Source organism: Planctomycetaceae bacterium, from assembly GCA_021371795.1.
GTDB lineage: Bacteria > Planctomycetota > Phycisphaerae > Sedimentisphaerales > UBA12454 > UBA12454.
The window spans coordinates 68,906-92,059 of the sequence record JAJFVK010000021.1 but is presented as its reverse complement, the minus strand read 5'-3'; the positions used below and the strand labels follow the sequence as shown (position 1 = coordinate 92,059).

20 protein-coding genes are annotated in these 23,154 nt (G+C 45.9%); 12 read left to right on the top strand and 8 right to left on the bottom strand.

Going from position 1 to position 23,154, the window contains the following annotated elements; genetic code table 11:
• Positions 1 to 2 precede the first annotated feature (2 nt).
• The 10 genes from LLF92_11180 to LLF92_11135 all read left to right on the top strand — a co-directional run bounded on the left by LLF92_11180 (position 3) and on the right by LLF92_11135 (position 10,669).
• On the top strand, positions 3 to 1,529 hold the full coding sequence (locus tag LLF92_11180) for an Rne/Rng family ribonuclease (GenBank protein ID MCE5341668.1): 1,527 nt from the start codon (positions 3 to 5) through the stop codon (positions 1,527 to 1,529).
• Between the two features lie 43 nt (positions 1,530 to 1,572).
• Complete coding sequence (locus tag LLF92_11175; GenBank protein MCE5341667.1) at positions 1,573 to 2,553, top strand: KpsF/GutQ family sugar-phosphate isomerase; 981 nt, start codon at positions 1,573 to 1,575, stop codon at positions 2,551 to 2,553.
• A gap of 1 nt (position 2,554) precedes the next feature.
• Positions 2,555 to 3,082, top strand: coding sequence for an HAD hydrolase family protein (locus tag LLF92_11170; protein ID MCE5341666.1), 528 nt, complete (start codon positions 2,555 to 2,557; stop codon positions 3,080 to 3,082).
• Entirely contained in the window at positions 3,079 to 5,256 is a 2,178-nt protein-coding gene (locus tag LLF92_11165) for a hypothetical protein (protein MCE5341665.1), read from the top strand. The genes LLF92_11170 and LLF92_11165 overlap by 4 nt, the downstream gene beginning before the upstream one ends.
• A gap of 161 nt (positions 5,257 to 5,417) precedes the next feature.
• Positions 5,418 to 6,329 (top strand): electron transfer flavoprotein subunit beta/FixA family protein, encoded by a 912-nt coding sequence (locus tag LLF92_11160; GenBank protein MCE5341664.1) that lies wholly within the window; start codon positions 5,418 to 5,420, stop codon positions 6,327 to 6,329.
• Between the two features lie 16 nt (positions 6,330 to 6,345).
• Positions 6,346 to 7,374 (top strand): electron transfer flavoprotein subunit alpha/FixB family protein, encoded by a 1,029-nt coding sequence (locus tag LLF92_11155; GenBank protein ID MCE5341663.1) that lies wholly within the window; start codon positions 6,346 to 6,348, stop codon positions 7,372 to 7,374.
• Positions 7,375 to 7,494: 120 nt separating this feature from the next.
• Positions 7,495 to 9,297 carry an acyl-CoA dehydrogenase family protein gene (locus LLF92_11150; GenBank protein ID MCE5341662.1) on the top strand — a complete coding sequence of 601 codons (1,803 nt, stop codon included), beginning with the start codon at positions 7,495 to 7,497 and terminating at the stop codon, positions 9,295 to 9,297.
• Positions 9,297 to 9,977: an HAD family phosphatase gene (locus LLF92_11145; protein MCE5341661.1), complete on the top strand. Its 681-nt coding sequence runs from the start codon at positions 9,297 to 9,299 to the stop codon at positions 9,975 to 9,977. The genes LLF92_11150 and LLF92_11145 overlap by 1 nt, the downstream gene beginning before the upstream one ends.
• A 61-nt stretch (positions 9,978 to 10,038) precedes the next feature.
• Positions 10,039 to 10,518: a type II toxin-antitoxin system VapC family toxin gene (locus LLF92_11140; protein ID MCE5341660.1), complete on the top strand. Its 480-nt coding sequence runs from the start codon at positions 10,039 to 10,041 to the stop codon at positions 10,516 to 10,518.
• On the top strand, positions 10,508 to 10,669 hold the full coding sequence (locus tag LLF92_11135) for a hypothetical protein (GenBank protein MCE5341659.1): 162 nt from the start codon (positions 10,508 to 10,510) through the stop codon (positions 10,667 to 10,669). Before LLF92_11140 ends, LLF92_11135 begins: the two co-directional genes overlap by 11 nt.
• Positions 10,670 to 10,709: 40 nt before the next feature.
• On the opposite strand, the gene LLF92_11130 is transcribed toward LLF92_11135, so the two are convergent.
• The 3 genes from LLF92_11130 to LLF92_11120 are packed head-to-tail and all read right to left on the bottom strand — an operon-like array spanning position 10,710 to position 14,038.
• A complete protein-coding gene (locus LLF92_11130) occupies positions 10,710 to 11,726 on the bottom strand; it encodes a phosphotransferase (protein MCE5341658.1) in 1,017 nt (338 codons plus the stop codon).
• Between the two features lie 25 nt (positions 11,727 to 11,751).
• Positions 11,752 to 12,981, bottom strand: a complete 1,230-nt coding sequence (locus tag LLF92_11125; protein ID MCE5341657.1) for a serine/threonine protein kinase — start codon at positions 12,979 to 12,981, stop codon at positions 11,752 to 11,754.
• Positions 12,982 to 13,021: 40 nt separating this feature from the next.
• Complete coding sequence (locus LLF92_11120) at positions 13,022 to 14,038, bottom strand: radical SAM protein (GenBank protein ID MCE5341656.1); 1,017 nt, start codon at positions 14,036 to 14,038, stop codon at positions 13,022 to 13,024.
• Positions 14,039 to 14,365: 327 nt separating this feature from the next.
• Between LLF92_11120 and LLF92_11115 the strand changes: the two genes are divergently transcribed.
• A complete protein-coding gene (locus LLF92_11115; GenBank protein MCE5341655.1) occupies positions 14,366 to 14,518 on the top strand; it encodes a hypothetical protein in 153 nt (50 codons plus the stop codon).
• 452 nt (positions 14,519 to 14,970) lie between these two features.
• On the opposite strand, the gene LLF92_11110 is transcribed toward LLF92_11115, so the two are convergent.
• The 4 genes from LLF92_11110 to LLF92_11095 all read right to left on the bottom strand — a co-directional run bounded on the left by LLF92_11110 (position 14,971) and on the right by LLF92_11095 (position 19,280).
• The gene (locus tag LLF92_11110; GenBank protein MCE5341654.1) at positions 14,971 to 15,171 is read right to left on the bottom strand and encodes a hypothetical protein; all 201 of its coding nucleotides are present in this window, start codon (positions 15,169 to 15,171) and stop codon (positions 14,971 to 14,973) included.
• A 148-nt stretch (positions 15,172 to 15,319) separates the two neighbouring features.
• Positions 15,320 to 16,396 (bottom strand): hypothetical protein, encoded by a 1,077-nt coding sequence (locus tag LLF92_11105; GenBank protein ID MCE5341653.1) that lies wholly within the window; start codon positions 16,394 to 16,396, stop codon positions 15,320 to 15,322.
• Positions 16,393 to 18,111 carry a Flp pilus assembly complex ATPase component TadA gene (gene tadA / locus LLF92_11100; protein MCE5341652.1) on the bottom strand — a complete coding sequence of 573 codons (1,719 nt, stop codon included), beginning with the start codon at positions 18,109 to 18,111 and terminating at the stop codon, positions 16,393 to 16,395. The genes LLF92_11105 and tadA overlap by 4 nt, the downstream gene beginning before the upstream one ends.
• Before the next feature lie 29 nt (positions 18,112 to 18,140).
• Positions 18,141 to 19,280: a PilT/PilU family type 4a pilus ATPase gene (locus LLF92_11095; GenBank protein MCE5341651.1), complete on the bottom strand. Its 1,140-nt coding sequence runs from the start codon at positions 19,278 to 19,280 to the stop codon at positions 18,141 to 18,143.
• Positions 19,281 to 19,521: 241 nt separating this feature from the next.
• Between LLF92_11095 and LLF92_11090 the strand changes: the two genes are divergently transcribed.
• Positions 19,522 to 21,936: an FAD-dependent oxidoreductase gene (locus LLF92_11090; protein ID MCE5341650.1), complete on the top strand. Its 2,415-nt coding sequence runs from the start codon at positions 19,522 to 19,524 to the stop codon at positions 21,934 to 21,936.
• Positions 21,937 to 22,036: 100 nt separating this feature from the next.
• Here the strand turns inward: LLF92_11090 and carA are convergent, their stop codons facing one another.
• A complete protein-coding gene (carA, locus tag LLF92_11085; GenBank protein ID MCE5341649.1) occupies positions 22,037 to 23,152 on the bottom strand; it encodes a glutamine-hydrolyzing carbamoyl-phosphate synthase small subunit in 1,116 nt (371 codons plus the stop codon).
• Positions 23,153 to 23,154: the final 2 nt, after the last annotated feature.

The window sequence follows — 23,154 nt, the reverse complement described above, 5'->3', positions numbered from 1 at the left end:
ATATGGCAAGTGAAATGATTATTAATGTAACAGAGGCAGAGGAGAACAGAATCGCGGTTGTTGAAAACGGCAGCCTTGATGAACTGTATATCGAAAAGCAGTCGCTGGCAGGCCATGTCGGCAATATTTACAAGGGAGTGGTCGTCAATGTCGAGCCTGCGATTCAGGCGGCGTTCATAGATTTTGGCGTGAGCAAAAACGGCTTTCTGCACGTCAGCGACCTGCACCCGAAATATTTTATGCGTAAAGGTGAGGATTTTACCGAGCACATCGGCAAACGCAAAGCGCTGAAAGACAGGCCTCCGATTCAGCAGTGTCTCAAACGCGGACAGCATCTCATCGTTCAGGTAACAAAAGAGGGTATTAACACCAAAGGCCCGACGCTTTCGACGTATCTTTCGCTGCCGGGCAAATACGTAGTTATGATGCCCTGGATGCACAATCTCGGCGTTTCGCAGAAAATCGAAGACGAGGAAGAACGCGCAAGACTGCGTGCGCTGCTCGACGAAGTTCAGATACCGGCCAAAACAGGTTTTATTCTTCGCACCGCAAGCGCAGGCTGTTCGAAAAAGGATGTCCAAAAAGACGTTGAATATATCAATCGGCTCTGGAGTGCAATCCAGAAGCGTACGGACAGCGAACCTGCTCCGGCGGAACTTTATAAAGAGTCCGACCTTGTGATTCGCACGGTGCGGGATATTTTCAATACGAATATGAGCAAAATTATCTGCGACAGCGAGAATGTCTGCAAGAGAATCCGGGATTTTCTGCAAATTGTACAGCCGAGGATGATAAAAAGAGTCAGTTATTATGACGGCAAGATACCGCTGTTCAATAAATATAAAATCGAAGAAGAAATCAGGAAAATAAATACCAAACGAGTCGAACTCAAAATCGGCGGCTCGATTATCATTGAACAGACAGAGGCGCTTGTTGCGATTGACGTTAACAGCGGAAAATTCACAAAGCACGAAAACGCCGAGCAGACGGCTTTGAAAATTAATATGGATGCCGCAAAGGAAATCGCACGACAGTTGAGGCTGCGTGATTTGGGCGGATTAATAATCTGCGATTTCATAGATATGCGCGACTCAAAGAACAGACGCGAAGTCGAAAAAACATTCCGCAATGCTTTGGCAAATGACAGGGCAAGAAGCAGAATCCTGAAAATCAGCGCGTTTGGAATTATTGAAATGACGCGTCAAAGATTCAGGCCGAGCCTTCAGTACAGCAATTATTTGAGATGTTCACATTGCGGCGGAACCGGAATGGTCAAAAATCCGGCTTCTGCGGCGATAGAAGTCATTAGGATTCTCAATTCAGCCGCGGCACGCAAGGAAATTAAGAAAGTTGTACTGTCGGCACCGCCGGCGATAGCAGATTTCCTGCTCAACCAAAGAAGAGCGGCAATAGCTAAAATAGAAACTGATGCGCAATTGCACATTTTTATCAAGCCGGATGAAACTTGCCCCGCAGAGCAATATAATGTAGTATGTTATGATGAACGCGAAGGCGTGGTTAAATTATAGAATACAGTAGACAGAATACAGAAAACAGAATTAGGAAAGCGAAATGGAATTTGATCTTGAATACGCAGCACAGGTAATCATCGCGGAAGCTAAAGGCGTTGCGAAAATGGCTGGACTTGCTGCAAGTGCTGATTTCGCGGCGGCTTCGGAAATGATATATTCTTGTACCGGCTCGGTTATCGTTACCGGTATGGGAAAGGCCGGTATTGTCGGCCAGAAGATAAGCTCTACAATGGCGTCAACAGGCACACCAAGTCATTTTCTCCACCCGGCCGAGGCCGTTCACGGCGACGCGGGCAGATTGCAGAAAAATGATATCGTGCTTGCGTTAAGCTATGGCGGCGAGACAGATGAAATCCTTCGGCTGATGAATATCGTAAAGCAGCTTGAAATAAAACTCATCGCAATCACAGGCAGCAGTAATTCACGTCTTGCAAAGTACAGCGATATCGTTTTGTGTATGGGCAAACTCGAAGAGGCTTGTCCGCTTGGCGTTGCGCCGAGTGTTACAACGACGTGTATGCTGGCAATTGGCGATGCTCTTGCACTAACAGTTATGAAGGCAAGGGAATTCAGCGTTGAGGAGTACGCCAGATTTCATCCTGCCGGTTCTTTGGGTGCGAAACTGATTACAGTTGAGCAGTCGATGATGTTCCAGCCGAATGAAAAGCTTCCCATCTCAAACGAGAGCAACAGTGTTCGTGAAATGCTCAAGAAGAATAGTGATATTAAACGGCACGGCGCTGTTATGATTGTCGATTCGGCGGGCAAACTTACGGGCATTATCACTGATGCTGATTTGCGAAGACTGATGGCCCAAAACGGTCAGGATGTATTCCAGTGCAAAACTAAAGATATTATGACCGCCAACTGCAAGAGGATAAAGGCGAGCGCTCTTGCGGCAGAGGCTATGGCGATTTTTCATAAGCACAGGATTGACGATTTGCCGGTTGTTGACGATTCAGACAGGCCGGTAGGTATGATTGACGTTCAGGATATCGTGTCGTTAAAAATTGTAGGATAAGATGGCCCAAACTAATAAGACGGATCTTAAGCAGATTAAGCTGCTGGCGATGGATGTCGACGGCGTCCTGACAGACGGTACGATAACCATTTGTTCCGACGGCAGCGAATCCAAGAGTTTCCATCTTCTTGACGGCCATGGCATCAAAATGTGGCAGCGGGCGGGTCTTAAAACCGCGATGATTAGCGGCAGACAAAGCGCCGTTACACAAAAAAGGGCGGAAGAACTGAAAATCGAATATGTGTACCAGCCTTGCCAGCAGAAACTTCTCTGCTTTGAAAAGCTGCTTGCAGATACAGGTCTTGAAGCGAAAAACATTGCATACATCGGCGATGATTTGCTCGATATTCCAATTGTCAAACGCGCCGGTTTTGGCGTTGCTGTTGCCAACGGGGTAGATGAATTAAAAAGTTACGCTCATTATATAACTTCGCGAACCGGCGGCAGCGGTGCTGTCCGCGAGGTAATCGAATATATCCTTAAAAATACGGGACAGTGGGATGCCCTGATGGAGCGGTATCTTGTATGACGATTCAAAGTCGAAAAGTCAAAATATGGATAGTTTCAACTTTCGCAGTGCTGGTTGCTTTTATATTTTATGAAATGTTCGGCAGCGCCGGAGGCATCAAAGCACCCAGCGCAGAGTACCAGGCTTCCAATGACGCAAACCTTTATTCCGCAGATGCAAATTCCGGCCAAATAGGGCCGGTGAGAGTTGAACGTGTCGAGCAGGCACGTTTTGAAACAATCAATCCGAAGACGCGAAAATTAGAGAGAGTAATAGGATTTGAAAAAGTTCTGCATAAATCCGGCGACGAATGGGAACTTGACAAGCCGTTTATGAGTGTTTATCAGCAAAATATGCGGTGCGATATTACTTCCGACACGGGCTTTGTTGAACTTGAAAATCTTGAAGGGGCCAGACCAACGCCGAAACAGGCCGTGCTTAAGGGCAATGTGGTTGTGCATATTTTCGGGCAGGGCAAACGTTCGGACAGTTTTATTTATCTTAACGAAGTTTCGTTCGACGATGACCGTTCGATGTTGTGGTCTAAAGACGATATAAATTTCGTTTCTGCAGAGGCGGAGCTTTTGGGAAAAGGGTTGGAGATTGTCTATAACAGTAATACAAGCAGAATGGAATTTTTAAAGATTCCGAAAATCATCTACCTGAATATCCTGGAACCGACAAATGAGCCGCCTGCCGCATCGCAGCAGGTTGCAATTGCAAAAGCCGAGCCGAATAAGCCGGCGACAGATTCAAATAGCTCTGCTGTTGCTGCTTCTGAAAAGTCGCAGGATGACAAAAATAAAGAAAAGTTATTGAACCAGGACGAAGACTATCGCTGTATCTTCAGAGACAATGTAAGAATCGAATATAAAGAGGAAGTGATACTGGCTGAAGAAGTTTCGGTTTCCAATTTACGTTCATCGCAAAACAAAAACAAAGAGAAGCCTGAAAAAACAAAGTCAGCGAAAGCCTCTGATAGTAATGGTAATTCTGCTGCCGATATAAAAGAAGTCAAACAGGCCAAATCCGAAGAAAATACAAAAGATGTGAACATTCCCTCGCCGGTTAAAACTTCCGGCAAAGCTAATGTGATAGCCACGCTCCGATGCGACGGCCCGATGATAGTCAGACCTATTGATGCCAAAGAATACGAAAACTGGAAGCCAAAAAAATTCAAAGCATTTCGTGATCTGGACAAAAAACTTCGCGACTGGCTCGGTGTGCGTAATGTTTTAATTGCTGAAACTGTCGATTATAACGCTTTTGGTGAAATCGCATCGACCCAGGGCAAAGTTGAATTGGTTATGTATCCGGAAGTGAAAAGCGATACCGGAAAGAAAAAAGTGCCGTTTGTCATCAATGCCAAACAGGGTGCGGAATTTTCTATCCCGAAAATGCAGGCTGTGTTTAATACAGACGTCAGAGGCGTATTTGTAAGACAGGCGATTGGTTATAATGAGGAGAATATTTTTTACGGCAAACAGCTAATTGCTGATTTCGCAAAAAAGCAGGACAGCAAAGATATAATGGCTTCTTCCAGTGTGTCGCATATCACGATTGCCGGACCGAACGTTCGGCTTGAGTCGGTGCGAACCAGCGGAAAAACAAAGTTAAGCCACGTCAGACTTAAATCCGAACGCATTGATTACGATGGCATAACGAAAGACATTGTTGCGATTGGCAATGGTCAGGTCGAATACGGCAATACTTCAAAAATTCCACGTGGGACACCCAATCAGGAAAAGTTGTCAAAACCGTGTTATGCACTGGTCGAGGGCTTTACCAAACTTCTGTGGGATACGAACTCTCTGCACGTAAGGGCGACCAGCGAAAAGACCGCCGGCATACACATCGGTTATCTGCCGATAGAGAATACCGGCTACGGCCCGAGAACTTCAATCGATACCAAACAGATTGACATTGACTATAACGAATCAGCGGCGGGCAAAACCCAGCTTACGAAACTTGTCGCCAGTGATGGTATTGTTTATCAGGAAAAGGACGGCAATGAATTCGCCGGCAAAGAGCTTACTTATAACCCGGCGGAAGAATATATGAAAATTTGGGGGTCGGACGAAATGCCGTGTATGCTAAACGGTGTTTTGGTCAAAGGCATCGAATATAACGTCAAAACCGGCCAAGCAAGTCCTGTTGAAGGTGTGGGTATTGGAGTTATGCCGACCGGGAAATAATCATTTCAGGATGGCGAATCTCTCTTGTTGCATTTTGGAATTATTGGTTGACATATTTTCTAATTTAGCTAAACTATCCGGTCTTTATAGGGTATCAAATTTGGGTTTTCCCATACAGAAGTACAGAAGTAAAAATTAATCCTTTATACAAGGAGGTAAAATTGGCTTATAACTGTGTTGTAACAATAAAACAAGTGCCTGACACGAAAAAAATTACAGGCCAGGCGATGAACGACGACGGTACCGTCAACAGAGGCGCGTTGCCGGCTGTTTTCAATCCGGAAGACCTTAACGCTCTGGAGCTTGCACTTGAGATTAAAGATAAATTCGGCGGCAAAGTTACCGTTGTAACGATGGGTTTACCCGCAGCGACCGAAGTTTTGCGTCAGGCGATTTATCGCGGCGCAGACGATGCGATTCTTGTTACGGACCGTCGTGCCGGAGCGAGCGATACTCTTGCGACAAGCTATATTTTGAGCTGTGCGGTAAAGCAGCTTAATTATGATATTGTGCTTTGCGGCAGACAGGCTATCGACGGCGACACCGCACAAGTTGGCCCGCAGCTTGCCGAAAAACTTGGCATTCCTCAAATCACTTATGTCCAGGAACTTCTCGGGCTCGAAAACAATACCATCACAGCCAGAAGAAATATGGGCAACGGCTGGCAGGAAGTAAAATGCAAACTGCCCGCGCTGCTGACAGTTATTGACGAAGCTAACGAGCCGAGAATCGCAGCCGCCAAGAGGCTGATGAAATACAAAAAGGCCAGAACACCTGTCGAAATTCAGGCACAGCTTAAAAAAGACAACCCATCTGCAAGCGATGCGGAACTCAAAGAGCTTGCGGATATGAAAATTGCCGAGCTCGAAAAGCAGGGGCTTTTGATTAAGCAGTGGGATCTTGACAATCTCAAAGCCGACCTGCAATGGTGCGGCAGAGACGGCTCACCTACGAAAGTAAACAGGATTCAAAGTGTTGTTCTCACGGCTCGCGAAAGCAAAACTGTCGAGCCGACAGACAGCGGTATTACGGATATGGTTCACGAATTAATAACAGACAAGACTATTAGTTAATATTCAGGATGATTCTATGATTTCAGTCAATCCCAAAGGCGAAGTATGGGTGTTTGCCGAACAGCACGGAGGCAAACTTGAGGATATCGGGCTTGAGCTGCTCGGAAGAGCAAGAATGCTCGGCGATAAACTCGGTGTAAAAGTCGGCGCAGTTCTCATCGGCGACCAGATTAAAGGTTTGGCCGAAAAGCTCTGCCAGTATGGAGCGGACAGCGTTTATGTTCTCGAAAATCCGCTGCTCGAGCACTATCAGACGAACAGTTATGCCAAAGTTATTGATGATTTGATTCACAAATACCAGCCGCAAATTATGATTTACGGCGCATCGCCCTGCGGAAGAGATTTAGCCCCGCGCGTAGCCAGTGCTATTAAAGCTGGTCTGACTGCCGATTGCACAGATTTGCAGATTGGCGACCACGAGAGCAAGGCGGAGGGCAAAACTTATAAGAATCTTCTGTTGCAGATTCGTCCCGCGTTCGGCGGAAACATTATCGCGACGATTATTAATTACGACCGCTGGCCGCAGATGGCGACCGTTCGCGAAGGCGTTATGCAAATGCCGATTCCGGATGTGAAACGCAAAGGCCAGATTTTCGCTGAAAAGATTACCATTCAGCAAAGCGATTTGCCGGTTGAAATCATCCGCGAACATAAACAGGGAAAGAAAGTAAACCTCAAGGCGTCGAGAATCGTCGTCGCAGGCGGCGCAGGCGTTGGCAGCAAGGAAAACTTCAGACTTGTTTGGGACTTGGCAAACGCACTCGGCGGATCGCCCGGCGCAACAAGAGCAGCAGTCGATTTGGGATTCATCGACCGCGACCATCAGGTCGGCCAGACCGGTACAACCGTTCGTCCGAGCCTGTATATTGCGATTGGAATCAGCGGCGCTATTCAGCATCAGGCAGGTATGAGCGACAGCCAGAAGATTATCGCAATTAACAATGACCCGACGGCACCGATTTTCGATGTAGCGCATTATAAAATTGTCGGCGACCTGAATGACATCGTTCCAAAAATGGTTAAAGCTATTAAGGCGAGAGTTTAAAATCAGAGCCATGAGCGTTGGAGCAGTGGCGGAAACCCCGCGTTGGGGTTAGCGATTGGTAAGTAAAATATTTAATTCGTGAAAATTCGTGTTAATTCGTGGTTAATAATAGGTTGAAAAATGGCAAATTTTTATAAAGATAACGAAGATATACAGTTTTTGTTCAGGAATATCGACATCCCTGGCGTGGCGGACGCTGTTGAAGAAGGTTTCAAATTCGCGAAGGATTTCGACTACGCACCGGTAAACCTTAAAGAAGCAACGGAAAACTACGACCTCGTGCTCGACTCAATCGGAAAATTGAGCGGCGATTTTATCTGGCCGCGAAGCGAAGGTATAGACAGACAGGGAAGTCATCTTTGTGAAGACGGCAATGTAAAATATGCCGACGGCATTAAAGAATCGATTAATATGCTCGCAAAGGCCGATGTGATGGGCTTTACACTGCCTTATCGTTTCGGCGGTTTGAATTGCCCGAATATCATTTACTCAATCGCGATTGAAATTGTATCGCGTGCCGATGCGTCATTAATGAATATTTTCGGTTTGCAGGGCATTGCTGAAACCATTAATTACTTCGCGTCAGAAGAAATAAAACAAAAATATCTGCACGATTTCGCAGCAGGTAAAGTTACCGGCGCGATGGTTCTTACCGAACCGGACGCGGGCAGCGATTTGCAAAGCTGCAAGCTGCGTGCTTTCCAGAGCGATGATGGCCAGTGGTATCTGCACGGCGTAAAACGCTTCATTACTAACGGCTGCGGCGAAGTATTGCTTGTGCTTGCAAGAAGCGAACCAGACAGAAGCGGCGGTCTTGGCTTGAGCCTTTTCGTTTGCGACAGCGGCCCGACAGTTCACGTCCGCAGAACTGAAGACAAACTCGGCATTCACGGTTCGCCAACCTGCGAGCTGTTTTTCGATAACACGCCGTGCGAACTTGTCGGCGAAAGAAGACGCGGACTTGCTCCTTATGTTATGAGCCTGATGAATGGCGCAAGACTCGGCATCTCCGGCCAGTCGCTGGGTATCGCCGAAGCCGCATACAGAATCGCAAGAGATTACGCCGCCAGCAGAAAACAGTTCGGCGGAGCGATTGAAAAATTACCGGCTGTTCGCGATTTGGTTATCGATATGAAAATAGAAGTTGAAACCGCTCGCGCGCTTCTTTACGAAACAAGCAGGGTGGTTGATTATGATATAAGTTATACCAAGACGCTCGAGATTAATCCTCCTGCCGATAAAGAGCAGTTGAAGAAAGTCAAAGACGCTTCAAGACGCTACGGCAGATACGCCGGTATGCTTACGCCGATGACGAAATATTTAAGCTCTGAAATGTGCAACAGAGTTACATATAATTCTATTCAGGTTCTCGGCGGTAGCGGATTTATGCGTGACTATCCGTGCGAAAGACTTGCAAGAGACGCAAGAATCACCACGATTTATGAAGGCACAAGTCAGTTGCAGGTTGTCGCGGCTGTTCGCGGCGTTTGTAGCGGAACGTGTGAAAAATATATCGCGGAACTTGCCGAAAAGCAATACGAACCGCAGGTTCAGGACTTGCTCGCGATTCTCAAAGCCAATACCGAACTTCTGCTCAAGGCTGTTGTTTATGTTAAGGAAAAGGGCGTTGAGTATATGGATTTGCACGGCAGGGAACTCGTTGATACTGCGATAGCGATTATTTGCGGATACTTGTTCTGTGAGCAGGCAAGCGGTAAAGTTGATATCGATGTCGAAACGCCGAAGAGTGATAACGGGCAGACAAAAATGAGTATGAAGAAACGCAAGGAATTGCTTGCCCGCAGATATATAACGAAAAACGCTTCATTGATTAAATCTCTGATTGAATCCATTATGAGCGGCAATGTATCATCGCTTGAGCAGTACGACGCTCTTGCCGGCGCGGTGCCAACGGAGAAATAATGGTTAAAGCAGTTATATTCGATTTTGACGGAGTCATTGCCGACTCCGAGCCGTCTCATTTTGCAGCCACAAATAAGGTTCTGGAGCAATTCGGCGTTCAGCTCGACAAAGACGAGTATTATACTTCGTATCTTGGTTACACGGACACGCAGATGTTCGAGGCAGTTCGTGACAAGTTCGAACTTAATATTGATACTCCGCAGATTGAAATGCTGATTGACCAAAAGGGAATTTTCTTCGAGCAGCTTATCAGGCACGCGGAACATTTAATTGAGGGCATTCCGCAATTTATAAAAATGCTCAACACCGGCGGGATCAAAATTGGCATTTACTCCGGCGCTTCGAGAGACGATATTGAACTGATGCTTGAAGGGTCAGATTTTGCGGATTGTTTCGATGTGATTGTCTGTGCGGAGGATGTCGAAAAAGGCAAGCCCGACCCGGAGGGCTATCTGAAGGCCTTGGAGTTAACCAATAAGAAAAACCATTCTGAAATTCAGGCCGACCAATGTATCGTTATCGAAGATTCGCAGTGGGGCATTAACGCGGCAAAAAAAGCCGGAATGCGCATTATAGGGATTACAAACAGTTATCCTGCTGATGAGCTTGAAGATGCAGATTTGATTATTGATTCGGTGAGCGATTTGACAATCAGCGATTTAGAGAGACTTTGCGAGTAATTAACGTAGTCTGCTCTTTTTTTATTTGACAATAGCCTGTTTGATATTATACAATCATTGTATGGTTTCTGTTATAAAAACTGGAAATACAAGGGTTTATGCTGATACATCTGTGTTTGGCGGAGTATTTGACGATGAATTTGATGTTGCCAGCAAAGCATTTTTTGATGCTGTAGAGAGAGGGATATTCACACTTATAACATCTGAACTTGTACATAAAGAAATACAGGCCGGGCCTAAACGTGTTCTCGAACTGTTTAATAATTTTCTTGTTTTTGCTCAAATCGCGGAAATTTCCGACAGCGTAATACGGTTGCAGCAGGCATATCTTCAGGCCGGTATAGTATCCGCAAAATATGCTACCGATGCTATGCATGTGGCGATGGCGACAGTGTCGAAAGCAGAATTGATAGTGAGTTGGAATTTTAAGCATATAGTGAATTTTCAGAAAATCCCGTTATATAACGCTGTGAATACTCTTAATGGTTTTGGCAAAATTGCGATATATTCGCCGCCGGAGGTGATAGAAAATGAAAACTAAAACTTTTGATTGCGTTCAAATGAAACGACGCGGGGCGGAGTTGGTTCAGAAAGAACTTGAAGGCAAATCGCCTAAAGAGGTTTTGGAATATTGGCAAAGTGGAACTGCGGAATTAAAAAAGCTTCAAAAGCGAAAAAAACTTTCCAGATAAAAAACGACTCCTGACACCGTTTTTTTTGCTGGTTCAAAAATCAGCGATTTAGAGAGACTTTGCTCATAATTCCATCTACGAGCGATTGCTTGTTATTTTTAATCCACAGGCATTTTCGTTGAATCATTTCTAAAAAATCTGTGCCTGAAAAATTAGAGAAATACCCTGTTGCGGCGATTGGTAGAACTGCCTCCGCTATAAGCGTTTCAATCATCAAATCCGGCAGCGATTTTAATTCGTCTTCGCTTATCGGATTCGCTTTGCAATAGCCGGTTAAAAACGCGTTAAATTTTGTTTCGTCCAGAAAGTCCGGCCAGTCGGAAGTTTCCTGTCGGCCGCCTATAATGGAAAACTGAAGTGCGCCGTTGGCGATGTCCGTTGAAATCGGCGCAAGATTTAATGAGTCAAAATCAAACACCGCCGATATCTTATCGCCTGCGACAAGCATATTGCCCGGATGCCAGTCACCGTGCACAATTTCGCTCGGCCATTTGTCAAAACCAAACTGATTTACATTTACACTCGAATTATCATACATGGTCATAAGATTCGATGTAACTTCATCAGAACCGATTTTTTTCAAATGTTCCCGCACAGATTTGCTGTTGTGAAAACTGCTCCTGTGCGACATTGACGGAAACTTGCAGCTTTTCAATATCTGATGGAATATGGCGAGTCTTACGCCGGCGTCTTCGACCAGTTCGATTCTGGAATCAAACCTGACGCCCATCGCAAATTCAAAAAGTTCATATATGTAATTTCCCAGCTCTAAAAATGTATTATTGCCGTCTTTGGTGCGAAGGAGTTTTGAAACCGGAAAACATTTTTCAATCAAAATGTTCTGCACGGAATGCGCAAATTCAATCCGAGTTCGTGTATCTTTGCAGGTTGTCCGCCGTTTGAGAAAATATCTGCCTTTGTCCGAAACGATAATTTGTTTTGGTGCGCGTTTACTGCCGCCAGTGAGGGATTTAATCCGCTGGATTATGCCAATGTCGTAATGACTTAAAACTAACGCAAGTTCCTGTGCTGTAAAATTGGCTCCGCCTTTAGTCATACAAACTCCAAAACAGGAAATGCCATTACCTTTGCGCGAAAAGGAACACAACAAGCAATATCAAAACCAAAATCACAGAACCTAAAATAACCGTTAATACCTTATATCTGCTAATCATGGCATCCTGGTCCGCAACTTCTTCAACCTCAATCGATTGGCCTTCCTGAAGCTGTTGAAGATCCTGAAGATTAAACTTCCTTCTTGCCGCCAGCGGCGGTTCACCTTTGCGAACAGCTTCCAAATCCGTCAGCAATTCTTCCGCTGAAGCGTATCTTTCGTGCTTGTTCTTCTCGAGCATCATCTCGATAACTTCCGAACAGCCGGCCGAAAGAGCGGTATTAATGTGGTCGGGAGGTATAAGAGGCTCTTTCAAATGCTTTCGCATAACTTCCGACGGCGTTGTCGCCTCGAACGGCACTCTGCCAGTAACCATGTGATAAAAAGTTGCGCCCAGCGAATAAATATCGCATCTGCCGTCAATGTCAATCTCGCCCCTAATCTGTTCCGGCGAAATATAATACGGTGTGCCGAACGCTTTGCCGGCTTCGCTTTTGGCCAGTTCAACATCGTCAGTATCGCGAGCTAAACCCAAATCCGCCAGCTTGACGATTCCTGCGCTGTTTATCATTATATTTTTCGGCTTAACGTCACGGTGTATCAGGCCTTTTGCGTGAGCGTGAGCAAGCGCGCTTGCAACCTGCATTGTAATCGCCACAGCTTCCGACTCCGTGAAAATTTTGCCCTTGGAAAGGTCTTCGTAAAGAGTTTTGCCTTCGACATATTCCATTACGAAATAATGGTATCCGCCGGCCTCGCCTACGTCGTAAGCCCCAACGATGTTGTTATGGTTCAGCTTTGCAGCCGCTTTTCCCTCTTTATAGAATCTCTTCACATAATCGGGATTTTCACTGAATCTGCGGGGTAATATCTTTATGGCGACAATTCTGTCGAGACTGATTTGTCTGCCTTTGTAAACGATAGCCATTGCGCCTGCTCCGAGTTTGCCCAGAACTTTATAGCCGGGAATCTGCTCGGCAGCACCTTCTTTTGTGCTCTCTTTTGAAACCTGCTTGACTCGTTTTGCCTGATTCGGAGTGATGAAACGGTTAGACAGTAACAACTGCTCAAGGGTGGCGGGATTCTCCGCGGCTCTGTCCTTGAGCTGCTTTTTGCAGTATGTCAGTTCGTCTTCAGTGCAAAAGCCCTGATCGAGAACAAGCTTGCCAAAAATCGAGTCGTAATTCGTTTCGCTCATAATTTTTTCTGACCCCACAGCATAAAGCTGGGGGCTAACTTTAGTTATAACATTCCGTTGGCCCTATTATCGGGCTATACAAACCTTTGTCAAAGAAAAATTGACGTAAATCCGTGCATATATGGCACTTACCAGAATATAATCGGCGTTTTTGGTACCCATGCTTAACTGCTTTTTCAAGCAGGCCGGCAGGGCCTTCTCTGAATAATACGTCTATTACATCCATTTTGCTCGGAACAAATTTCCGCCAAATTTCTTCTAACGGTTCTTTTGTGATATTTCCAATCACAATCCCGCTGCACGTGCCGCTGAAGACATTGCCGAAAGGGTCAAGGTGAATGCCTTTGGCGGACAAAAACGAATTGCCGCAGTTGCTTTTTGAAACTGCCTCAACATCTTTATCCGCGAGAATTTCCGACAATCTGTCGGCTGCCTGACCGGTGAATCGGCAGGGGAATTTTTTGACGGATTCGACGAAAAGCTTCATTTTTTCATCGTCCGGCATCTTCATAACGTCCAGTCCCTGTTCCAGATACTCCTGCCAGCGTACCTGCACCCGGTCATTGCCAAGAATCTCGGCGGCCGTGTCGGCAAGCAGTTTTACCTTTCGATGTTCCACAAACTCGGCGTGGAATGGGTCGTAACTGATTTTCATCTTTCTGACGTTGTGCGAATCGAGAAATTTGAGCTTTCTGATGATGTCTGCCTTGTCCTCTGCCCAGAATGCGTTTGTTTCAATCGCGTCAACTTCGCCTAAACCAAGCTCGGCGGCCTTTTCCAGAATCTCTGCCAGATGCGACCAGTATAAAAACGGTTCGCCGCCGGTGATGTGGATTTTAGCTGATGAGCCGGCAAGGGTGATTAAACTTTTCCACGCGGCAATTGCCAGGTCAACGCTTAACAGACCGCCTTTGGCCGGGCTGCACCGATAGTAGCAAAAGCCGCAGGCAGCAGGGCATTTGTAGGTAAGCAGCATACCCATAGAATTCCATAACTTGAATTTGGGCATTTCCGGGCTTACAGTCTGGTTGTACAGATTATCAGCAAGGCTAAACATACGTTTCTCACGCTGAATTTTTCCAGATGTCCGGTGGGCAAGGGTATAAATAATGTGAAAAATATGATAATTGCAAAAAAAATTATAAATGTCTTGCTGCCCGCCAGAGCAGTTTATTATAGGACACGCTCACTATAATACTTATCGGCCAGCGAAGTGCAACTACATAATGTAATTTTTTTTATGGTTGCCCCCCATATGTTGCGTGTAAAATCAAAAGTAGTTATAGGGCGTTGTAAGTTCTTTTGAATAATGGATTAAAGAAAAATAAATAAATGTTCCGATATTAAGATTGTCAAATGTGAATTTTACTATCGGAGAAAAAAAATGAGTAAGCGAGAAATAATAGACTTTATCTGTCAGATTAACAAGAGCGCAAAACCAGAGTTTCTCGCCAAATTCTCCATCACCGAACTTAGCACCTACCTCGACCACCTGATGGAAATCGATGTCAGGGAACTGGAAACAGTCGAAGTATAAACTACATTCTTAATTTTGAATTCTTAATTGCCAATCCTCATCACATTTTCTGATTTATACATACCGTTAATTCCGCGCGCGTTTTAGAAAATTCATGAAAGTTTTTGTTAATCTGCGCACGCGATTTCCTGCGCAAATTTTGCAAACCTGCGAATTATTACACGCAAAAAACCTTCAACTTGCACGCATTTATGCGCGAATTGCGCAGATTTTTGCTCAAAACCCATTGAATTGCGCGTATTTAATCCCCAAAAACCGTGTTTTTAATACTTTTCAGCAAATAAATGCAGATAAATAACAGTAAATCACAGTGAAACAACATAGAATCGACAGAAATTCGCAGAAAAAAACAAAAATTACAGAAAAATTGGGATGGGCACAACTCGCCGCTAAAAACGCGGCTCGACTTGAGCCAGTCCTCATTTTTCCGCAATCGGCTAAATTAGATGTGTTTATTCTTTTGGTTTGGCGGGGCGGGAAAGAAGATATAAAGCCGCTAACGAATCACCAATCGTAACCGCTGCGCCAAGTATTAAAGCAGCCTTAGTCGGCAACAGGTGCTTTACCTCCGTGATGATGTACAAAAAAACAAGAAAAGCTATGACTGATGAAAATATCAGCGAAGCCAGAATTAATTTAATTTTTTTATCCACGACACACCAATTTCAAATTTAATATTAAACGAGATTTTCTCTTTGTACAACGGTCGCGGCTCTGGCTTACCCTGCAGAATTTAATAAACCCAGCCAAAGTCCCCTGCGAGGATTGAAATGTTGGCTGGGCTAACCAATTTTTTGACATTTATTTAGTCTGTTCTGCCGCTTCCGTTTCGTCAGCTTTTTTGACGCGGGTTATCTCCGCAACGGCGTTAATCTTGAACTGCAGCATTGCCGGAGTTTTTCCGGTGGGAACATTAAAAATAAAATCAATAGTCTTTGTGCCGTCCGGGAAATCCTGGCCTGAAAGCTTAATCTCTTCCTTCAAAGCCTTTGTTACAATCGAGCCGTCAGGATTCAGCCAGCCAATCGGAAACTCCAGTTCGCCTGTACCTTTGTAACTGTCCGGTGCGTCTGTGCATATCAGTCTGACCTGCGCAAACGTGAATGTAACCATTCCCGATTCAACGGAGAACAATGCGCCGCCTTCCTTTACCAATGAATTGCGAATCTCTGCCTGCACGATAATCGGTTTTTTTCCCGGCTCTTTTTTGATTTTTTCGGCCAGTATGTCAGACGCCCAGCAAGCACTCTTCACAGCAATCGCGTCTGTGCCGGCTATAATCGGATTTGATTCATCCTCGATACTGCGGTTTAATGCCAATTCGTCCAATAACATCGGATGGAAAACCGCAAGGCTTTTTTTGTCCGACATAGAACCTTTACTTATAGTTGATGCAAGGCCGGCGGTGAAACCGTCAGCATTTAAAATCAAAGCTTTGTCCGGCTGGTCCGGCGAACCAGTCGTACTGTCCATCTTGTAACGCTCGTACGGCCATTTTTCTGACAGCGGCGATAAATTCACGGCAATCAACAAAATGCCTACGATAATCAAGCCTGTCGGAATCGCCAGCAGGCATTTTCCGATACGGTCCGGCAAATCGCCAAAGAATAATTCGAACGGTTCGATTTTCTCGGCGATTATCATTAGTACAATAAAAGTAATCGCGAAAATCAAAATCAGTACGCCTGTGAAAACCCACTGACCGCCATAGCCATAGCCGATTACCATTCTGCCTGCGGTTTCAAAAAATGAAAGCGCAACGACCGCGGCGATAAGGGAACACATAAATAATACGAACGATTTGACAAGAGAGCCTTTCAAATAAATGTACCCCATTGTCGTAAGAATAACAGTGATAACAACTAATTCGGCAATCATTTTTTCTCCGTTTGCGATTGTGGCGGTGTTTGTTGTGCGGGGGACTGTGCGGCAGCAGGGGCTTGCGGTTTTTTTGCGGCTTCCTGCGGGCCTGAAAGCGCTCTGATGGCTTCGTTAATCGAAGTAACACCCTGTGCAACTTTTCTAATGGCCTGCTCCTGCAGGTAAAGCATTTTAGCGCGTCTGAAAATCGCGGCAATATCGTTTACGGTTTTTGCCTGCAGCAGAAGCTGCTTTGTCTGCGGGTCGATGATAATCAATTCAAATATTGCTGTTCTGCCGTGGAAACCTGTGCCCTGGCAATTTGTACACAAAACCGGTTTGCCGCGTTTATTGTACGCTGTTTCGCCGTGACGATAAAACGCGGTGATGTTGTCAGACGGAATGTTGTGCTTGCGGAGCAGGTCTTTGTTCGGCTCGTACGGTGTGCGGCACTGCTCGCACAGCTTTCTTGTGAGTCTTTGATTCGAAATTCCGACAAGGCTGTTTATTGCCAGCGCTTTGTCGCCGACAAGCGTGAGCCATTTTACAAACGCGTCGATTACGCTCACGGCTTCATACGTCATATACGTCGCCTTGTTATCCTTTATAAGCGTACAGGCGAGATTGGCGATTTCCTTGTCGTTGCCCTGTTCGACGCCGACGATGTCGGGGCCGGTGCGGAGCATTTGATAGAATTTTTTGGCATAGGTCGTTGTGCCGGTATCGCTAAGCGCAAAAGAAATCTGCGTTACGTTCGGCACTTCACATTCAGGATTCTTTTCAAGAACGTTAATGTTATTTAAAAACGGGTCGATGTTGCGAATCATCGAATAGAATGTCGTGGTCATGCCGCTTTTCTTTGTGCCCGTAACCAAAAATACCCCTCTTGGTCCTTTGGCGACGCTTTTCATTTGTTCGAGCTGGTCCGGCATAAGCCCCAACTCGTCGAGTTTTCTGAAATTGTAATCAGCGGTATAACGCAGGCGAATCTGCTCGCCGGCTGATGTACCGGCTGTTATAACTTCCCAGCCATACGATTTGCCGTCTTTCTGGACGGTGAATCTGCCGGTCTGCGGCTTGCGATGCTCTTCGACTTCGAGGTCTGCGAGATTCTTCAGGTAGCGAACGAAATATTCGACTTCCTCTCGCGTTCTTGGATTTTGTTTTTCCGTAACGCCGTCAATAACATAATTTACCGCGTACTGCTGGTCTGGAGCGGGGGTAATCAGGACAAATTCGGCCCTTCTCCAAATGGCGTCGTCGAAAAATTCCTGCGAAGTTTTGTATCCGAAAAATTCCGGCGTCTTTGGCGACGGAGGCGGAACTTTGTTCTTGTTGGCTGTAAAAAAGACCAAACCTTTTTCAATTTTATTGAGGATTTTCTTTTCATCCACGAAAAGACTTTTGATATGCTGGACTGTGAGCAGTTTCTGGAATTCATCGACAAGACTGTTGCGGTGCATTATGTAGAGCAATGAGGATACGCCGAGGAGAATGATATATAGTGTCAGGCCTATGAAAAACATCGGCACAAACAGCCATGCAAACTGGCCAATCACGCCGGCAGTAAAGAAGATAGTCGTCCATTTTTTTACGTTTGTTCTGACCTGCAGCGAATCCTGATGCACCCAGCTAAGCAGCGGCAGCCATGCCAAAAAACCAATGACAAAAACCACCAGCTTTATCGGCGAAATATAAAACCCCATCTGTACTTGTGCTATAATTGTCGGCATTTATTACTCCGGTTGAATATTGTTTGAAATTAAAGAATAACGCCCGCGCTTGCCCTGATTCCCTTGAGCGACATTTTAAGTTCTTCGACGTTCGGCGCGTTTCCAAGCGCTGTCTTAAGGTCAATCCAGTCTGTTTCGACAAGTCTTTTAAGACTTTCTGTGAAGTCCTGCATACCTTCATTCTGACAGGCTCTCATAACGGAACCAAGCTCGGCTTCACGCTTGTCAGCGATAAGCTTTCGTACAATCGGATTGGTAAGCAATACTTCCACAGCAGGTACTCTTCCGCAGTCTTTTTTGATGCTCGGCAGAATTACCTGGCTGATGATAGCCTGGAAAGCCATCGAAAATGTCTGACGTGCGAGATCTCTTTCGTCCTGCGGGAAAAGGTCGAGAATTCGTTGTATCGTCTGCGAAGCACTTGCGGAGTGCATAGTACCGAAAACAAGGTGTCCTGTTTCGGCGGCACGCATCGCGGCGGTGAATGTTTCGCGGTCACGCATTTCGCCGATGAGCACAACGTCCGGGTCCTGACGCATCAAAGACCGCATCGCATCACCGTAATCCAAAACGTCGATGCCGATTTCACGCTGCGACACGATTGCTTTTTTATCCATGTGCACAAATTCCAACGGGTCTTCAATCGTAACGATATGGCACGAACGCAAAGTGTTAATGTGGTCAATCATCGATGCAAGTGTCGTACTTTTTCCGCAGCCGGTAGGGCCGGTAACAAGGACAAGGCCTTCATGGGCTGTTTCAGCGATTTTCTGAACCATCGGCGGAAGGTGAAGCGATTCAAAGGGCGGAATTTTTGACGTAATTCTTCTGGCGACAAGACTGATTTTTGTACGCTGCTTGAAGATGTTAATTCTGAACCTGTCCGAATCACTGAACTCATACGCGAAGTCGAGAGCGCCGTTTTCCATAAAGAATTGCTTCTGTTTGTCGCTAATAATCTCAAAAACAAGATTTTCAATTTTTTTAGAGTCCAGCGGCTCGCCATTTGTGTTTTTTATGCCGTCTCGCATACGCAATTTCGGGGGCTGGCCTGCCTTGAGGTGAAGGTCGCTGGCCTGGGCCTTAACACAAGCCTTGAAAAACTTGTTGATTTCAGGCTCCATCTCTAAATGCACATGGGTGTCAATCGGTTGTTTTTTATCGGTCATTTTATACACTCCAACCTCTAACCATTTGCTGCGCAAATAGTTATGAAGTCAAACATTGCGGCTAAGACCTGCCGCTAAAGGCTCAGGCTGATTTGAATGTTATATTGTACAATTAACATAAGTAATTGTCAATAAAACCTTAGTCGTTAGTTATTAGTGAATAGTGATAGTTTTGGTCGGTATTTGGTTCCGGTCAGAACATATTTGAATTTTTGGAAATATACATTATCATAACTATTATATGAAAAATATCATATCAGACCCTTTGAAATTCGCGGCGCTGGTCGCCCATCAGCTTAAAGGGCCAATGGCCTCAATCGGGACGATTCTTCAGACAATTCAGGGCGAATTCGCAGGGCCGATTTCCGCCAAACAAAAAGACCTGCTGTCCCGCGCGATCGTCAGCTGCGACCAGACACTGGTTACGGCGCAAAGATTATTGTCAATCTCACGAGCAATAAACGAACCGGCGGCATTCAAGGGAGTTGTCGAACTGTCTGCAATTGTCCGCAACGCATCTGAAACTTTCAATGAACAGGCGGAAAAACATAATATCAATCTGACTGCGAAAATAAACGCCGAGCCTGCGTACGCTTTGGGCAATCAGGCGGCAATTATGGAAATGCTCGACGCGATTCTTGCCAATGCGATAAAGTACACGCCTGATAACGGAAGAATCGAAATGATTCTTTTGTACAACGAAGCGATGAAAAATTTTGAAATCAGAATCGCGGATTCAGGCGTAGGCATCGCAGAAGAAAATCGTGAAAAAGTTTTTCTGCCGTTTTTCAGGACGCCCGGCGCACGCGAGTCGGCACGGCCGGGGACAGGTTTGGGACTGGCGTTCGTCAAGGCAATCGTCGAAGCGGCGGGCGGAAATATTCATATCGAAAAATCACATCTGGGCGGGACGGAAATAATTGTAAAACTTTTGGCGTCTGATAAACAGCAGCAGGAAGAAAAGGCACACGCAAAGAAAAAGCCGGCAATGAAGGTTGTTATAATCGGCGGTGTAGCGGCCGGTCCCAAAACGGCGGCCAAGATTATGCGGCTCGTTCCGGATGCGGATGTAACTATTGTCGAAAAGGGCAGGCTGCTGTCTTACGCGGGCTGCGGGCTTCCTTATTATATAAGCGGGGCGGTGAAAGACCAAAAAGAACTGATGAGTTCGCCGGCAGGAGTCGTACGCGACCCGATATTCTTTCAGCAGGTTAAAAATGTTCATCTGCTCAACCAGACCGAAGCAGTTGAAATCGACCGCAAAAATAAACAGGTGCGCGTCAAACACTTAATCGACAATTCGCAGTCCGTTCTCGATTATGACAAACTTGTTTTGGCGACAGGTTCGGAACCGATAAAGCCACCGATTGACGGAATTATACTCGGCAATATTTTTACGCTGCACGGCGTTTCAGATGCCGAGGGCATTAAGGCTGCGCTGGATCGCGGCAAGGCACGCGATGTGGTGATTGTCGGCGGCGGTCTTATCGGGATTGAAATGACCGAAGCGCTGGTTAAGAAAGGATGTCGGGTTACAATCGTCGAATGTCTGCCGCAGATTTTCAGGCTGTTAGATGTCGAGATGAGTCTGCTGGTTGAAAATCATCTTGAATCGCACGGCGTTCGAGTGCTTACTAATACGTGCGTTGAAAAATTTCAGGGGACTGATAATGTAGAATGCGTTGTTACCAATAACGGCACTTATCCGGCGGATATGGTTATTGTCGCGGTTGGAAACAGGCCGAATGTAACGCTTGCAAAACAGGCGGGGCTTGAAATCGGCGTTACCGGCGCGATAAAAGTAAATCCGCAAATGCAGACCAACGATAAAAATATTTTCGCGGTCGGCGATTGCGTTGAGAATATTGAAATGATTACGCAAAAGCCGGTTTATATTCCGCTTGGCTCAACGGCGAATAAACAGGGCAGGGTCGCGGCTATCAATATTTGCGGCGGAAAGGATAGTTTCGGGCAGGTTATCGGTTCGGTCGCGTGCAAGGTTTTCGATTATAACGTTGCGCTGACGGGGCTGACTGAAACTGCGGCTGTGCAGGCGGGATTTGATGTCGTTACGGTGCTTGTGCCGGCGCCGGACAGGGAACATTTTGTCGCTGGTGCGGGAATTATAATGCTAAAACTTGTCGTCGATAAAAATTCAAGGCGGCTTTTGGGTGCGCAGGCAATTGGTTCGGGCAATACAGACAAACGCATCGATGTGGCGGCAACCGCAATTTGCGGCAATATGACTGTCGACCAGATTTCCAATCTCGATTTATGCTATGCTCCGCCTTATGCGCCTGTGATTGAAAATATTATTACAGCGGCGAATGTCGCGAGGAATAAACTCGACGGCGTTGCCGAGGGGATTAATCCGCGGCAGGTTTGGCAGATGATGATTGATAAGAAGGATTTTATTCTGCTGGATGTGCGGACGCCTTCGGAATACAGGCAGCAGCGAATCGACGGGGCGGTATTTATTCCGCTTGCATCGCTGCGGTCGCGGTTTGTTGAGCTTGACAAGAACCGGCCTATTATCGCGTTCTGCAATTATTCGCTGCGGGGATATGAAGCGGCGATTATTCTTAAACACCACGGCTTTAAAGATGTCAAATTTCTCGATGGCGGACTGGAAATGTGGCCGTACGAAAAGATTTAAAAAAAACAAATTAAAACCACGAATAACCACGAATTGACACTAATAAAAAAGTATGGATTTCTTAATAATTCCGAGATAATTCGTGGTTAGTTTTTTGCTTTTATTTCGCTTTTTCCATTAGTTCGATAAAGTCGTTGAACAGATAATTCGAATCGTGCGGTCCCGGCGCGGCTTCGGGATGGTACTGCACAGCGAACGCAGGCACCTTATGGCAGCGGAAACCTTCCAGCGTGTTATCGTTCAAATTCATATGCGTAATCTGCACATCTTTATCAATCAGCGAATCCGGGTCTATGCAGAAGCCGTGGTTCTGGCTGGTTATCTCAATCTTCTCCGTCATCAAATTTTTCACAGGATGATTTGCGCCGTGATGGCCGAATTTCAATTTGAAACTCCTGCCGCCAAGCGCAAGGCCTAATAACTGATGACCAAGACATATTCCAAAAATCGGAACTTTGCCGAGCAGTTTGCGAATCGTATCAATTATATAACTGACAGGGGCGGGATCGCCGGGGCCGTTGCTCAAAAAAACGCCGTCCGGCTTCAATGCTAAAACTTCCTGCGCGGAAGTTTGCGCGGGCACAACCGTAACTTTGCAGCCATTGGTAACCAGCAGACGCAAAATATTCTGCTTGATTCCGCAATCGAACGCCACGACGTGATATTTTAATTCTTTTTTATGCAGTTGGCCGAATTCGTCCTCGACAGGTTTGTCCCACGCATAACTTTTCTTTGCGCAGACGTTTTGCACAATGTCGCGGTCAACAAGGCCGGGATATTTATCGAGTTCCTGCTTGAGTTCCTTTGTGCTTGAGCCGTCAGTGCAGATAATGCCTCGCATTGAGCCGCTGCTGCGGAGGAGCCTAACTAATTTTCTTGTGTCGATGTCCTGCAAGCCGGGCACGTTATTTTTTTTCAGATATTCATCGAGCGAAAAATCCGCGCGCCAGTTGCTTGGGAAATCGCAGTTCTCTTTAACGACGAAACCGCTCAAATAAAGTTTGGGCGATTCGACGTCGAGTGTGTTCGTACCGTAATTGCCAATCAGCGGATACGTCATCGTAATAATCTGTTCGTGGTATGATGGGTCGGTGAGTATTTCCTGATAGCCGCTCATCGCGGTATTGAAAACAACTTCGCCGCACTTTTTTCCTTCGGCGCCGAAACCTGCGCCTTTGAAACAAGTTCCATCTTCAAGAAGCAATATGCCTTTCACGA

Bases quoted from the DNA above. Each gene is read 5' to 3' on its own strand.
- LLF92_11135 (MCE5341659.1), top strand. From the start codon at position 10,508: ATGAAAACTAAAACTTTTGATTGCGTTCAAATGAAACGACGCGGGGCG.
- LLF92_11145 (MCE5341661.1), top strand. From the start codon at position 9,297: ATGGTTAAAGCAGTTATATTCGATTTTGACGGAGTCATTGCCGACTCC.
- LLF92_11150 (MCE5341662.1), top strand. From the start codon at position 7,495: ATGGCAAATTTTTATAAAGATAACGAAGATATACAGTTTTTGTTCAGG.
- LLF92_11090 (MCE5341650.1), top strand. From the start codon at position 19,522: ATGAAAAATATCATATCAGACCCTTTGAAATTCGCGGCGCTGGTCGCC.
- LLF92_11130 (MCE5341658.1), bottom strand. From the start codon at position 11,726: ATGACTAAAGGCGGAGCCAATTTTACAGCACAGGAACTTGCGTTAGTT.
- LLF92_11165 (MCE5341665.1), top strand. From the start codon at position 3,079: ATGACGATTCAAAGTCGAAAAGTCAAAATATGGATAGTTTCAACTTTC.
- LLF92_11125 (MCE5341657.1), bottom strand. From the start codon at position 12,981: ATGAGCGAAACGAATTACGACTCGATTTTTGGCAAGCTTGTTCTCGAT.
- LLF92_11105 (MCE5341653.1), bottom strand. From the start codon at position 16,396: ATGATTGCCGAATTAGTTGTTATCACTGTTATTCTTACGACAATGGGG.
- LLF92_11140 (MCE5341660.1), top strand. From the start codon at position 10,039: ATGGTTTCTGTTATAAAAACTGGAAATACAAGGGTTTATGCTGATACA.
- LLF92_11095 (MCE5341651.1), bottom strand. From the start codon at position 19,280: ATGACCGATAAAAAACAACCGATTGACACCCATGTGCATTTAGAGATG.
- LLF92_11115 (MCE5341655.1), top strand. From the start codon at position 14,366: ATGAGTAAGCGAGAAATAATAGACTTTATCTGTCAGATTAACAAGAGC.
- LLF92_11120 (MCE5341656.1), bottom strand. From the start codon at position 14,038: ATGTTTAGCCTTGCTGATAATCTGTACAACCAGACTGTAAGCCCGGAA.
- LLF92_11180 (MCE5341668.1), top strand. From the start codon at position 3: ATGGCAAGTGAAATGATTATTAATGTAACAGAGGCAGAGGAGAACAGA.
- LLF92_11155 (MCE5341663.1), top strand. From the start codon at position 6,346: ATGATTTCAGTCAATCCCAAAGGCGAAGTATGGGTGTTTGCCGAACAG.
- LLF92_11170 (MCE5341666.1), top strand. From the start codon at position 2,555: ATGGCCCAAACTAATAAGACGGATCTTAAGCAGATTAAGCTGCTGGCG.
- LLF92_11175 (MCE5341667.1), top strand. From the start codon at position 1,573: ATGGAATTTGATCTTGAATACGCAGCACAGGTAATCATCGCGGAAGCT.
- tadA (MCE5341652.1), bottom strand. From the start codon at position 18,111: ATGCCGACAATTATAGCACAAGTACAGATGGGGTTTTATATTTCGCCG.